Source organism: Dysgonomonas sp. GY75 (genome assembly GCF_015234155.1).
Taxonomy (GTDB): Bacteria; Bacteroidota; Bacteroidia; order Bacteroidales; family Dysgonomonadaceae; genus Dysgonomonas; species Dysgonomonas gadei.
In genome coordinates this window covers 119,932-132,749 of record NZ_JADCLQ010000036.1, presented here as the reverse complement: position 1 = coordinate 132,749, position 12,818 = coordinate 119,932, and the positions used below count along the sequence as shown (strand labels likewise).

Annotated in this window: 12 protein-coding genes; 9 read left to right on the top strand and 3 right to left on the bottom strand. The window is 40.3% G+C overall.

Annotated elements, in window-relative coordinates; genetic code table 11:
• Positions 1-339: 339 nt before the first annotated feature.
• Both IR083_RS13045 and IR083_RS13040 read right to left on the bottom strand, forming a co-directional pair.
• Positions 340-1,533, bottom strand: coding sequence for a saccharopine dehydrogenase family protein (locus IR083_RS13045; RefSeq protein ID WP_194224645.1), 1,194 nt, complete (start codon positions 1,531-1,533; stop codon positions 340-342).
• Between the two features lie 105 nt (positions 1,534-1,638).
• Positions 1,639-3,459, bottom strand: coding sequence for an LIC_10190 family membrane protein (locus tag IR083_RS13040; protein WP_194224644.1), 1,821 nt, complete (start codon positions 3,457-3,459; stop codon positions 1,639-1,641).
• 369 nt (positions 3,460-3,828) lie between these two features.
• Between IR083_RS13040 and atpD the strand changes: the two genes are divergently transcribed.
• From atpD to IR083_RS12995, 9 genes are all read left to right on the top strand, one after another.
• Complete coding sequence (gene atpD / locus IR083_RS13035; RefSeq protein ID WP_006799685.1) at positions 3,829-5,343, top strand: F0F1 ATP synthase subunit beta; 1,515 nt, start codon at positions 3,829-3,831, stop codon at positions 5,341-5,343.
• Positions 5,344-5,359: 16 nt separating this feature from the next.
• Positions 5,360-5,608 (top strand): ATP synthase F1 subunit epsilon, encoded by a 249-nt coding sequence (gene atpC, locus IR083_RS13030; RefSeq protein ID WP_006799684.1) that lies wholly within the window; start codon positions 5,360-5,362, stop codon positions 5,606-5,608.
• Between the two features lie 3 nt (positions 5,609-5,611).
• Positions 5,612-6,013, top strand: a complete 402-nt coding sequence (locus IR083_RS13025) for a hypothetical protein (RefSeq protein WP_194224643.1) — start codon at positions 5,612-5,614, stop codon at positions 6,011-6,013.
• Positions 6,014-6,016: 3 nt separating this feature from the next.
• Positions 6,017-7,129 (top strand): F0F1 ATP synthase subunit A, encoded by a 1,113-nt coding sequence (gene atpB / locus IR083_RS13020; protein ID WP_194224642.1) that lies wholly within the window; start codon positions 6,017-6,019, stop codon positions 7,127-7,129.
• 53 nt (positions 7,130-7,182) lie between these two features.
• Positions 7,183-7,431: an ATP synthase F0 subunit C gene (atpE, locus tag IR083_RS13015; RefSeq protein WP_006799681.1), complete on the top strand. Its 249-nt coding sequence runs from the start codon at positions 7,183-7,185 to the stop codon at positions 7,429-7,431.
• 56 nt (positions 7,432-7,487) lie between these two features.
• Positions 7,488-7,988, top strand: a complete 501-nt coding sequence (gene atpF / locus IR083_RS13010; protein ID WP_006799680.1) for a F0F1 ATP synthase subunit B — start codon at positions 7,488-7,490, stop codon at positions 7,986-7,988.
• A 5-nt stretch (positions 7,989-7,993) separates the two neighbouring features.
• Entirely contained in the window at positions 7,994-8,548 is a 555-nt protein-coding gene (locus IR083_RS13005; protein ID WP_006799679.1) for a F0F1 ATP synthase subunit delta, read from the top strand.
• 94 nt (positions 8,549-8,642) lie between these two features.
• Entirely contained in the window at positions 8,643-10,229 is a 1,587-nt protein-coding gene (gene atpA, locus IR083_RS13000) for a F0F1 ATP synthase subunit alpha (RefSeq protein WP_194224641.1), read from the top strand.
• 7 nt (positions 10,230-10,236) lie between these two features.
• Positions 10,237-11,124: a F0F1 ATP synthase subunit gamma gene (locus tag IR083_RS12995; RefSeq protein WP_194224640.1), complete on the top strand. Its 888-nt coding sequence runs from the start codon at positions 10,237-10,239 to the stop codon at positions 11,122-11,124.
• 89 nt (positions 11,125-11,213) lie between these two features.
• Here IR083_RS12995 and IR083_RS12990 read toward each other — a convergent pair whose 3' ends face one another.
• Positions 11,214-12,806: a hypothetical protein gene (locus tag IR083_RS12990; RefSeq protein WP_194224639.1), complete on the bottom strand. Its 1,593-nt coding sequence runs from the start codon at positions 12,804-12,806 to the stop codon at positions 11,214-11,216.
• Positions 12,807-12,818 lie beyond the last annotated feature (12 nt).

Genomic DNA, 12,818 nt, shown 5'->3' with positions numbered 1-12,818 from the left:
TTTAATCCGGTTTTTAAGGTCACAGACCTATTTATTACTTTATTAAGTTTAAATGCGATAACTAATTCTACTGAGATAATATATTATTAAGAACTTTGTTGATATCAAAAAAATCCCCGAAAAAGAGAACTTTTTCGAGGATAAATTATCTATATATTAAAATCGTTATTACAAATAAATAGATTGTCTTCGGGTATAAAATGATGATCTCGCATATATTTTCTCATGACAATCTTTATTATATTATTGTCCAAAGATAGATACTTTTTTTGAGATAATTGATTTGTTTTACAGTAAAAAAAAGAAGCCTCAGAAATAGAGGCTTCTGGTTATATCTGATTACATTTCCAGATCTACATCGAACAGTTCGTGCCAAGGCAGACCTTGTTTATTCAACTGTTCCATAAACGGATCCGGATTAAATTCTTCTACGTTATATACTCCCGGTTTGCGCCAAAGGCCTTTCATAAACATGATTGCTCCTATGGTTGCCGGTACACCTGTAGTATAGCTTACCCCTTGTGCGCCGGTTTCTTTATAGGCTGCTTCGTGGGAGCAATTGTTATAGACATAATATGTGCGTTCTTTTCCATCTTTAATACCTTTGATACGGCATCCGATAGATGTTTCGCCTGTGTAATTTTCTCCGAGTTCTCCCGGGTCAGGCAATACGGCTTTCAGAAACTGGATAGGTACGATTTCCACTCCGTTGTAAATAATAGGATCGATACGCGCCATACCTATATTCTGTATGACACGCAAATGTGTGAGATACTCTTGTCCGAATGTCATCCAGAAACGGGCACGTTTCAGTGTAGGGAAGTTTTTCACGAGTGACTCCAATTCTTCATGATAGATCACGTACGATTCCTTTGGGCCGATATTAGGGTAATTCAATGGCTTATGTATGGCATGAGGCTCTGTCTCCACCCATTTTCCATCTTCCCAGTATTTACCTTTCTGGGTAACTTCACGTATATTAATTTCCGGGTTGAAGTTCGTTGCAAAAGCTTTTCCATGATCACCAGCGTTACAATCTACGATGTCGAGGTAATGTATCTCGTCGAAATGATGTTTGGCGGCATAGGCTGTGAACACACTGGTTACTCCGGGGTCGAATCCGCAACCAAGTATTGCTGTAAGTCCGGCTTCTTTAAATTTTTCTTGATAAGCCCATTGCCAGCTATATTCATATTTAGCTTCTTCTTTCGGTTCGTAATTAGCTGTGTCCAGATAATTGACACCGCAAGCAAGGCAGGCATCCATAATTGTAAGGTCCTGATAAGGCAATGCGACATTGATAACCAATTCCGGTTTGAAAGAATTAAATAGCCTCTTCAAATCTTCAACATTGTCAGCATCAACCTGTGCTGTCTGTATTTTATTCCCACCTATGGCTTCAGCTATAGCATCACATTTCGATTTTGTTCGGCTGGCCAGCATTATTTCAGTGAAGACATCCATATTCTGGGCAACTTTGTGTACCACAACTGTGCCAACACCTCCGGCTCCGATAATTAAAACTTTTCCCATTTCTTTATTTTAAGACGATTATTTTATAATGAATAAATTCGCTTTACAAAAATACGATTAAAAATGATAAATAGAAAGTATCTGTTTCCCGATTTAAAAACAGGTTTATTTATTATTGAAATATCCTTCCGGATACTTCTTTCGATGCTCGATAAGGTATTGCTCTATATATTTTCCGGTATTCTCGTTCAGTATATTTGTATACTCTTCCTTTGTCCTGAATCCATCCTGTAGGGTTTTGCCCCTGAGTTCTATTGTTTCTATATTCTGCATCTTATTTCCTGTATAAGGATAGAATGGTAAACCTTGTGGGTTTGTGGAGGGCAGTTTATCGTAAGTAGCGGCATATGGATTCTTTGTAAGGTAGATAGTCGTGTTTCCCATTTTGTACTCATCAAATGTATCTTCTTTAAGATTAACAGGAAGAAGCATGAGGCTTTTCAATCTATCTGCTTCGTATGCAAAAATTAAATTCTGTTGCTTTATCCATATACAAAAAAAGAATAATCCCAGTACTGTAAGTGGTGTAATAACTTTACCTGCATTCGTAAATAATACATTCGGTTTATTTATCACAGACAAGGATATGCATATTAAAAGGAATGCGCAACCGAATATATACCCATTCATAAACCTGAAATCGGGAGCCGATATTAACCCGAAAATGATACATGAAACAGATACCCCATATATAAAGTACAAGTTCTTGTTGATACTCTTCTTATGAAATAAGCAGTATAATATAAAAGCAGGTGAGACGAGCACGGTTGCAAAGATGAGGAGATTTATGCAGAGGCTTCCAAAGATAACGATATTGCCTCTCAGCCCTACATCAAATACCATCCCTATCGTCTCTATATCAAAGATATATTTTGCCCACTCATATATATGGATCTTCTGTAGAACAAGTGCGGTTTGGGGCATCTTCCAGTCAAAATTGAATAAATCGATCTGATATACCGGATAAACCAGATACCCAGTTATTATTACATTCCTTATGCACCAGAACGATATTATCAGGAAGGAAGCCGAAAGGAGAAATGTTATTATACGGTTTTTATGCTGCTTGATCAATTCCAAAAGTATGATAAGACATACTATGCAAAATATAGCTGACGATAATTTATATGTGATAAGTGTAATTGGCAGTATGAAGGCAAGCAAAGGTTTTTCGTTTATCCATCCGGGATTCAGTGAAGTTCTCGCTATATAATAGAATAGGCAGAGGAATGGGATAATGTCCGTACTGGTATCCGATAACATGTATCCGTCTATAGGGACTATGTAAAGAAATAAGATTAATAATACGAGGAATTTTAGACTGCCTTTCGATACTGAAATGTTAAATATTATCCAGCATAGTATGAGCGCATATAATAGAGACTGCACTGTATATACTGCTTCTCCAAAAATGAAACGGAAGGAGAAGATAGCAGATAATAGCAAATAATTCGAATTGAACCCGAATCTGTCTTCCAGATTCCCCAAGCCGGGAACAGCGCTGTATTCTTCATTCCACCTTATATTCTGTTGATGATAAAGAATGGAGTCGAAGAAGCCTGACGGAAAAAGTATATATATCAGGATAGCTATAAAGACTATCGGGAATAGTATTTTGTGTATAGGCTTAAGGCTCTTTACCATATTAGTAAAGGTAATGATGTACGATCTGAGCCTGTTGCGTTGAATCAGCCAGTATGTAATGGTGATAATACCAAAAGTAAATAATATATAATGATTGGACGGTAACCAGATCGACGTGAGGGATAATATGGCAGAAACAAAGCAAATGCCCAGAATGAAAGTGTCCAGAAAACCGTAGCGTTCCTTTGTCCGGCATATCTTATTATACAGGAAGATTAGTATATCCCCTGCCGAAAATAAGATATAGAATATTATACTCCACGATAGTAAGACTGCAAGCATTATATCATATTATTAATCACTCATGTAAAATATCTCTAAGCTCAAAATTACAGATAGCGTATTTTTAACTATTTAAAACATTGTAGTTAACTAAAGTTTAAAAGTGATAAGTGTACTTATTTTTTTTGTTGGCAAAATTACTATTAAAAATTAATATATCTATATTTGTTCCCGACATTTATAGAGGAGTCTGGTGCCACAAATTATACAGAAAGATCTTCAATATTTACTGATTCTTCAAAAGTTTTATTAATTTTAGAACTTTTATAAAAAGTGGTAGGGAGTTGCAAGGGCAATTCTTCGAGGCTTGCATAGTGCATATTTTTTAAAGACGGAAATAATAGAAAATAAATAATAAATAGAAAGCTTATGTCACAAATTGTTGGGCATGTATCTCAAATAATCGGACCTGTGGTGGATGTGTTTTTCGACACAGCCAATCCGGCACTCAATCTTCCGAATATTAACGATGCCCTTGAAATTAAAAGGCCTGATGGTCGTTCTTTGATTCTCGAAGTTAAACAACACATAGGCGAAGACACTGTACGTGCCGTAGCTATGGATAGTACCGACGGTTTGAGCCGGGGACTGGATGTAATACCTTTAGGGTCACCTATCAGAATGCCTGCCGGAGATCAGGTAAAAGGCCGTCTGATGAATGTTGTCGGTGATGCCATTGATGGTATGAGTACTTTGGATAAGGCCAATGGGAATCCTATCCACAGGGAACCTCCGAAATTTGAAGAACTACAGACTACACGCGAAGTTCTTTTCACCGGGATCAAAGTAGTAGACTTACTGGCGCCGTATGCAAAAGGAGGTAAAGTAGGTTTGTTCGGTGGAGCCGGAGTGGGCAAGACCGTACTGATTATGGAGCTTATTAACAATATTGCAAAAAAACACAACGGTTATTCGGTATTTGCTGGGGTAGGGGAACGTACCCGTGAAGGAAATGACCTGTTGCGTGAAATGATAGAGTCGAAAGTTGTACGTTACGGAGAAGAGTTTGAAAAAAGTATGGAAGAGGGTCATTGGGATTTGTCGAAAGTAGATCCTAAGGAACTTGAAAAATCCCAGATTTCACTTGTGTTCGGACAGATGAACGAACCTCCGGGAGCACGTGCCGACGTAGCCCTTTCAGGACTGACCATCGCAGAATCCTTCCGCGATGCGAAATCAGACGGACCAAAAGATATCCTTTTATTTATTGATAATATATTCCGTTTTACACAAGCCGGTTCGGAAGTTTCGGCCCTTTTGGGACGTATGCCTTCGGCAGTGGGTTACCAGCCTACTCTTGCTACGGAGATGGGAGCGATGCAGGAACGTATTACTTCTACTAAGAATGGGTCTATTACTTCGGTACAGGCTGTATATGTGCCTGCCGATGACTTGACCGACCCTGCGCCTGCGACAACATTCTCCCACTTGGATGCTACGACCGTTCTCGACCGTAAGATTACCGAAATGGGTATTTATCCGGCTGTGGACCCGCTGGGTTCTACTTCCCGGAGCCTTGACCCTATCGTTGTAGGACAGGAGCATTACGATACAGCCCAACGGGTGAAAGAAATACTTCAGCGCAATAAGGAACTACAGGATATTATTGCCATTCTGGGTATGGAAGAACTTTCCGATGAGGACAGGCAAACTGTGAACCGCGCAAGACGTATCCAACGTTTCTTGTCTCAGCCGTTCAATGTGGCAGAACAATTTACCGGGGTACCGGGTGTGATCGTCGATATTCAGGATACGATCAAAGGTTTCCAGCGGATATTGGACGGAGAAGTGGATTACTTGCCTGAACAGGCGTTTTTGAATGTAGGAACAATCGAAGATGCTATAGAAAAAGGCAAGAAAATACTGGCTCAGGCGGCGGAATAATTTACTAATTGAAAATATGAAAAAAACAGAACTCCAACTTAATATTATATCAGCCGAAAAGAAACTGTTTTCGGGTGCTGTGGCTTCGGTAGTCATACCCGGTATATCGGGTAGCTTCGGAGTTTATCCCGACCATGCACCGTTGATTTCACCATTGAAAGAAGGTGTAATTATTTACACGGTCGGCGGATCGGAAAAAACAGTAGAGGTGAATGGCGGTATAGCAGAAGTAAACAACGGAGTTGTGACAATTTGCGTAGCTTAAAGAATGGACTTTTTTAAAGCCAAATTAATTACTTCGTTACTGGCGTTCGGCCTTATTGCAGGGGCTTTGATCGGTGCTTTGTTGTACTATCAGTTTCCGCAGTATTATCCGCACTGGTACGAAGGAATTTTGCTCTTTTTCCTGTTGTTGGAATCTTTGATTCTCGTCTATGTGGAATCGGCAAGCCGGAAGGCAACTTCGCGGCAGATGCTGAATACATATATGCTGACAAAGGTGATAAAGATATTTGCTGCACTCATTTTTGTTGGGGCATATGCAATTATCGTCAAGGAAAATATAAAGAGTTTCGTTCTTATTTTTATGATTTTCTATCTTTTGTTTCTGGCTTTTGAAGCCTATTTGTTCACTAAGATAGAAAAACGGATAAAGAAAAAACAACAATAGTATATGAAACACTATTTGAAATATGTTATAGCCATAGTCTTTCTCTTTGCAGTCGCGGGCATACAGTCTGTAGCCGCAGAAGAAGGACATGAAGCTAAGGTAGAGCAGGGGGAAGGCGAATTGAATGTAAAAGAATTGATTCTCGACCACTTGGCCGACTCCTATGAATGGCATATGGCTACTTTTGGCGATTTCCATCTGACTATACCTTTACCGATCATCGTAAAAGGGGAAACAAGCGGGTGGCACATATTTATGTCAACTAAATTCCATCACGGGCACGAAGCATACGAAGGTTTTTATATTGCCCCCGAAGGTAACTATAAAGGCAAGATAGTAGAAAAGAATGCTGCCGGAGAAGAAGTCCGCCCATGGGATTTTTCACTAACGAAAAATGCAACCAGTCTGATAATAAGTTCTATCTTGTTGCTTGTCATAGTGATGAGCGTAGCCGGCTGGTATAAGAAACAGGCGAAAAGCGGGGAAAAGAAAGCTCCGAAGGGTTTTGTCGGTTTTATGGAAATGTTCATAATGAGCGTTCAGGATGATATTATTAAACCTTGCGTGGGTAAGAATTACAGAAAGTTTTCACCTTATCTGCTCACTGTATTCTTTTTCATCTTCTTCAATAATATAATGGGATTGATACCTATATTTCCGGGAGGGGCGAATGTGACCGGAAATATTGCCATCACGCTGATATTGGCACTGTTTACATTCTTCACTGTGAATCTTTTCGGAACGAAGGAATATTGGAAAGAAGTATTTTGGCCAGATGTGCCTACATGGTTGAAAGTTCCGATTCCGATCATGCCTGCTATTGAGTTGGTAGGTGTTTTTACCAAGCCGTTTGCATTGATGATTCGTCTTTTTGCAAATATCCTAGCTGGACACTCCATTGTGCTGGGATTGACATGTCTCATATTTGTTACGGTCAATTTGGGCAATGTAATCCTTGGTTCGATGACTGTAGTTTCCGTATTGCTGACTGTATTTATCAGTCTGGTAGAAATTCTGGTTGCATACATTCAGGCTTATGTGTTTACTATGTTGTCGGCTGTATTTATCGGTCTGGCACAAGCCGAATCGCATCATCAAGCAGAAGAAAAACATTGATTAGAAATAATTGAATCAAAATAAATAATTAAATAATTTAAAATTAAAAGGTTATGTTATTATCAACTTTATTACAAGCAGCAGAAGCTGCAAGCTTAACAGGTTTTGGTGCTGCACTTGGAGCAGGATTAGCTGTAATCGGAGCAGGCATCGGTATCGGTAAAATCGGTAGTTCTGCTATGGAAGGTATTGCCCGTCAACCGGATGCAGCCGGAGATATCCGTACATCTATGATCATTGCGGCAGCGTTAGTAGAGGGGGTTGCCTTGTTTGCTGTTGTTGTATGCGGATTTATCCTTTAATACAATATAAGAAAGAAAATAACAAATAGGTCTGAGACCTTAAAAGTAAATAAAATATGAATTTACTATTACCTGAATCTGGGCTTCTCTTTTGGATGCTCCTTTCGTTCGGTATCGTTTTCTTTATCCTGGCTAAATTTGGTTTCCCTGTGATTACCAAAATGGTGGATGAACGCAAAAACTATATACAGGACTCATTGGATGCAGCCCATAAAGCGAATGAGCAGTTGGCCAAGATAAAAGAAAAAAGTGATGAACTTCTTAACTCGGCCAAAGCAGAACAGGTGAAGATCTTGAAAGATGCTGCCGACACCCGCGACCGTATTGTAAACGAAGCGCGTGAACAAGCAAAAGTGGCAGGGGCTAAAGAACTCGAAGAAATAAGGAAACAGATACAAGCGGAAAAAGAGCAGGCTATCCGCGACATTCGTCGCCAGGTAGCTGAGCTTTCCGTCGATGTGGCCGAAAAAGTTCTTCGCGAATCACTGAAAGACCCTAAAGCTCAGATGTCAATGATTGATCGCCTGGTTGATGAGGCTATGGTATCTAAATCTTAACTGTTATGAATGAAGGGATGATCTCTAAGCGATATGCTAAAGCGTTGTTGCAATTTGCTATCGACAATAAATCCGAAGATATTATCTTTTCGGAGATGAAGGTGCTTGCAGCTGCATTTGCAGCCGAGCCCCGGTTGCGTATGGCAATGGATAACCCTACGTTGAACGCTGATGATAAGCTCGCGCTGATAAAAGCCTCCATAGGGGGAAAAGGCAGCGATGTGTTTGTCCGGTTTGTCGATCTTGTTGTGAAAAATAAAAGGGAAGTATATCTTCGGAATATAGCATTGAGTTATGTGGACTTGTATTGTGAGTCGAAACATATCAATACGGGAAAACTGGTGACAGCTACACCTGTAGACGCTGCTGTAATAGAGAAGATGAAGAGTTTGCTGCAAACGATCAAACCCGGAACCCTTGATTTTGAAACAAGTGTAGACCCTGATATTGAGGGAGGATTTGTCCTCTATGTCGATACATACCGGCTCGATGCCAGTGTGAGGACTCAGCTGAAGCGGATTAAACAACAGTTTGTCGCCGAAAACAGTAAGATGAATTAATGTGCCAAATAGCTAATTAGCAAATTAGTAGATTAGCAAATTCGAAAATGTTATTTGCTGATTTTCAAATTTTGAAATTTACAAATTAAAAAATATGTCTGAAAATATAAAAGCAAGTGAAGTCTCTGAAGTGCTGAAAATGCAGCTTGAGAACATTAGCAACCGCGTACAATTCGACGAGGTGGGTACTGTTCTTGAAGTAGGGGACGGTGTTGTTCGCATATATGGACTAAAGAATGCGGAAGCCAATGAGCTTCTTGAGTTCGACAATGGCATTATGGCTGTTGTGATGAACCTCGAAGAAGACAATGTGGGAGCCGTATTACTTGGCCCGTCCGATCAGATCAAAGAAGGTTTTTCGGTAAAACGTACAAAGAGAATCGCCTCCATCAATGTGGGGGATGGGATGCTCGGACGTGTTATCACCCCGCTTGGTCAGCCGTTGGATGGAAAAGGTCCTATTACAGGCGAACTACTCGAAATGCCGCTGGAGCGTAAAGCCCCGGGGGTTATTTATCGTCAGCCTGTTGCGCAGCCGTTGCAAACAGGACTGAAAGCAGTGGATGCTATGATTCCGATAGGGAGAGGCCAGCGTGAACTTATCATCGGTGACCGCCAGACCGGAAAAACAGCAATCGCCATAGATACGATTATCAATCAGAAATCGAACTTTGAAGCCGGAGACCCTGTATATTGTATCTATGTAGCTATCGGTCAGAAAGCGTCGACAGTAGCCAATATCGTTGAAACGCTTCGCGAAAAAGGCGCTATGAAATATACCGTTGTTGTTTCTGCTACGGCAGCCGAACCTGCGGCTTTGCAGTATTTCGGTGCATTTGCGGGAGCTGCTATCGGAGAATACTTCCGTGATACAGGCCGTCATGCCCTTGTGGTTTATGATGACTTGTCAAAACAAGCGGTAGCTTACCGTGAAGTATCCCTGATCCTTCGCCGTCCTCCGGGTCGTGAAGCCTATCCGGGAGACGTATTCTATTTGCACTCACGTTTGTTGGAGCGTGCGGCTAAGATTATCAGCCAGCAGGAAGTTGCCGAGCAAATGAACGACTTGCCCGAAAGCCTTAAAGGTAAAGTAAAAGCGGGAGGTTCGCTTACTGCGTTGCCTATTATCGAGACGCAGGCGGGTGACGTGTCGGCATATATCCCTACCAATGTGATTTCTATTACCGACGGCCAGATCTTCCTCGATGTTGACTTGTTTAACTCAGGTTTGCGTCCTGCTATTAACGTTGGTATATCGGTATCTCGTGTGGGTGGTTCGGCTCAGGTGAAGGCGATGAAAAAGGTGGCCGGAACATTGAAGATAGACCAGGCTCAGTATCGCGAGCTGGAAGCATTTACCCAATTTGGCGGAGACTTGGATGCTGTAACGGCAATGACCATCGACAAAGGTAAGAAGAATACCCAACTGCTTGTTCAGCCGCAATATGCGCCAATGCCGGTAGAACGCCAGATCGCAATATTATACTGCGGTACAAACGGGCTGTTGAGACATGTGCCTGAAGATAAAGTCCATGACTTTGAAACTGAATTCCTGAGAACATTGGAAATGCAGCATCAGGCAGATGTATTGGACCAACTGAAAAAAGGTGTTATCAACGCAGATATAGAGAATATTATTAAGCAGGTTGCAAAAGATACAGCCGCTCAATATAGAAAATGATTGAATTATGGCATCTCTTAAAGAAATAAAAACCAGGATTACTTCGGTAAAAAGTACGAAGAAGATTACTTCTGCGATGAAGATGATAGCGTCATCCAAGCTTCACAAAGCTCAGGCTGCCATCAGCAACTTTCTACCGTATCAGGCAAAGTTGGATGCCATTCTGACTAATCTGCTTTCTTCGGATACTAGTTACGATTCGCCTTTTACCCAGACAAGGGATGTGAAAAGGGTTGCAATAGTAGCTTTTGCTTCCAATTCTTCGTTGTGTGGAGCCTATAATGCCAATGTTGTGAAGGAATTTAATGCTACATACAATAAGTATAAAGCGTTGGGAAAGGATAATATCCTCATATATCCTATAGGTAAAAAAATAGCTGATGCTGTGAAAAAGCAGGGACTGGTATCTCAGGGAGATTATAAGGAAATGGCTGATAAACCATCATATGTGATGGTACAGGATTTGGCAAAAGATCTGATAAAGAAGTATATTGACAAGGAGATAGACGAAGTGGTTTTGATATACCACCATTTTATATCCACAGGTTCCCAGAAACTGATAAATGTAGATTTCTTACCCTTCGACCTTAGCCATGCACAGTCGGATGACACTGCAACCAAAAATGCTGTTCAGACCGATTATATTCTGGAACCTTCGAAAGAAGAGATATTGGAGAGTCTGATCCCTACGGTTCTGTATTCGCGTCTGTATGCAGCGTTGCTGGATGCTAACGCGTCGGAACATGCTGCCCGTACAATGGCTATGCAGATAGCGTCGGATAATGCGGATGAACTGGTTCAGGATTTGATAATCCAATACAACAAGTCCCGCCAACAGGCGGTGACTAACCAGTTGCTGGATATTATCGGCGGAGCTTCGGCATTGCAGGGATAAAATATTCTAAACATATAAGAAGGGGTTGTTTCAGATGAAGCAATCCCTTCTTGTTTTTTAGTATTTCGATTCGTCGCCTCTGGCAAAGATTATTCTTCAGCAATACTTTTCCACCTGCGTACTAATACTGAAACAAGACACATGGCAAGAATAATAAAAGGAATATTTATCCACAGCATTGTCATAAACTGCTCGTCTTTTCCGTAATAACGATCTTCGTAGTTTCGGGTTAGCTCTTCGAAAGCAATTAAGATAGCATAAATTAATGGGATAAGGCATGGAATCATCCATATCAGGAGATTTATATAAATACCTGAGCGACCTTTTTTTCCTTTAGTAACAATTTTAAATATGATTTTCGTTACCAAAATCAGGAATAATATTAACCAGAGTGATATCATGAATATAGATATAACTTCGGAATCTGCCCATCTTGTTATTTCATAAAAACCGGCAGCCAAAAGTACTGATATAAATATAAGTATCCCCATAGAGATGAGCATTGTCAACCATTCCTTTCTTCCTGTAACCCTGAATGAAAATATAAAGATGGATGCAGCCAATGACATATACAGGCATATAAAGACTATTGTCTGAAGTTCGTTATTATAGTTATAATCGTAATAATCCAATATATGGCTGTATCCGGCTGACAAGTCCTCAGAGGGGAGAGAGGGCGTTGTTTGTGTATGATAATATTCCGGATAGCCTGCAATGACATCCGAATCTGAGTCGGCGGCAGCAACCGGATATTCATCTGTATAGTATACTTCATCTTCACCGAGCTGATAATTAGCTATCAATGTAGAACGATTCACCGGAAAAAACGGAGGATTGTATATTCTTTCCATCCACTTGTCGGGTGTGAGTTTTATAGGTAAACCATGTTTCTTTTGAAGTTTCTCAAAAGCGAGCATAATGGTATATATACTATCTTTTTGACCATTGATAAGCCATTCTTTTACCTGTTTCTGGCGGTTTATCTTTTGCCTTTCGGAAACTTCTATGTTCTGTATATCCTTATGGTAGTAGTAATAACTGTTGAATTTGTAATCTTTATAAAAAAGAAGAGATGGTCCAGTATATCCTTCTATCCTGATACCATCGTTACGGTTATAATCGACTTCATACAGGTTTAGGTCGAGCGTGTCAGGATCTAGCATTATGTTATGAGGGATGGGGATCGGACTGTCGTAGTCGCTGCTGTACGAAAAATTCTTTGTTTCGCCAGGTATCAGTACACGAACCTTATCCAGTAGTTCCATCGCTTTGGTGGCTTCATCATAACTTGATACAGAGTTCCATTTAAAGATATAACCTTGAGTAAGTGTAAGTGGAATACATGAAATGCATGTGGTGATAAGGAAGATCATTAACCATTCTCCATATAATTGTCCTGTTTTTTTAGGGTAGAATATCTTGAATCCGTTGTTTCTGTTAAATAAAACTAGCCACCCAATGAGGATTAATAGGCTAATGAGGATTGATGTAGGATAGAGTATTCCTAAGTCGGACGCTGGAGAGTAATAATGAGTTTTTCCGAACGAAATATCGGTTGATAAATAACCGATTCCGAAAAAAATGAGATGGACGACTACCATTATAAACAGCATTGGGACTATCCTTATATTCCATATATTAGGGTAGTGTAGCAGTAGATATTTTTGTATGTTTTTTGTCATGATAATGTTTTT

What these genes read in the sequence shown, in the direction of transcription:
- IR083_RS13045 (WP_194224645.1), bottom strand. Translation starts at nt 1,533, where the DNA reads ATGGGAAAAGTTTTAATTATCGGAGCCGGAGGTGTTGGCACAGTTGTG.
- IR083_RS13040 (WP_194224644.1), bottom strand. Translation starts at nt 3,459, where the DNA reads ATGCTTGCAGTCTTACTATCGTGGAGTATAATATTCTATATCTTATTT.
- atpD (WP_006799685.1), top strand. Translation starts at nt 3,829, where the DNA reads ATGTCACAAATTGTTGGGCATGTATCTCAAATAATCGGACCTGTGGTG.
- atpC (WP_006799684.1), top strand. Translation starts at nt 5,360, where the DNA reads ATGAAAAAAACAGAACTCCAACTTAATATTATATCAGCCGAAAAGAAA.
- IR083_RS13025 (WP_194224643.1), top strand. Translation starts at nt 5,612, where the DNA reads ATGGACTTTTTTAAAGCCAAATTAATTACTTCGTTACTGGCGTTCGGC.
- atpB (WP_194224642.1), top strand. Translation starts at nt 6,017, where the DNA reads ATGAAACACTATTTGAAATATGTTATAGCCATAGTCTTTCTCTTTGCA.
- atpE (WP_006799681.1), top strand. Translation starts at nt 7,183, where the DNA reads ATGTTATTATCAACTTTATTACAAGCAGCAGAAGCTGCAAGCTTAACA.
- atpF (WP_006799680.1), top strand. Translation starts at nt 7,488, where the DNA reads ATGAATTTACTATTACCTGAATCTGGGCTTCTCTTTTGGATGCTCCTT.
- IR083_RS13005 (WP_006799679.1), top strand. Translation starts at nt 7,994, where the DNA reads ATGAATGAAGGGATGATCTCTAAGCGATATGCTAAAGCGTTGTTGCAA.
- atpA (WP_194224641.1), top strand. Translation starts at nt 8,643, where the DNA reads ATGTCTGAAAATATAAAAGCAAGTGAAGTCTCTGAAGTGCTGAAAATG.
- IR083_RS12995 (WP_194224640.1), top strand. Translation starts at nt 10,237, where the DNA reads ATGGCATCTCTTAAAGAAATAAAAACCAGGATTACTTCGGTAAAAAGT.
- IR083_RS12990 (WP_194224639.1), bottom strand. Translation starts at nt 12,806, where the DNA reads ATGACAAAAAACATACAAAAATATCTACTGCTACACTACCCTAATATA.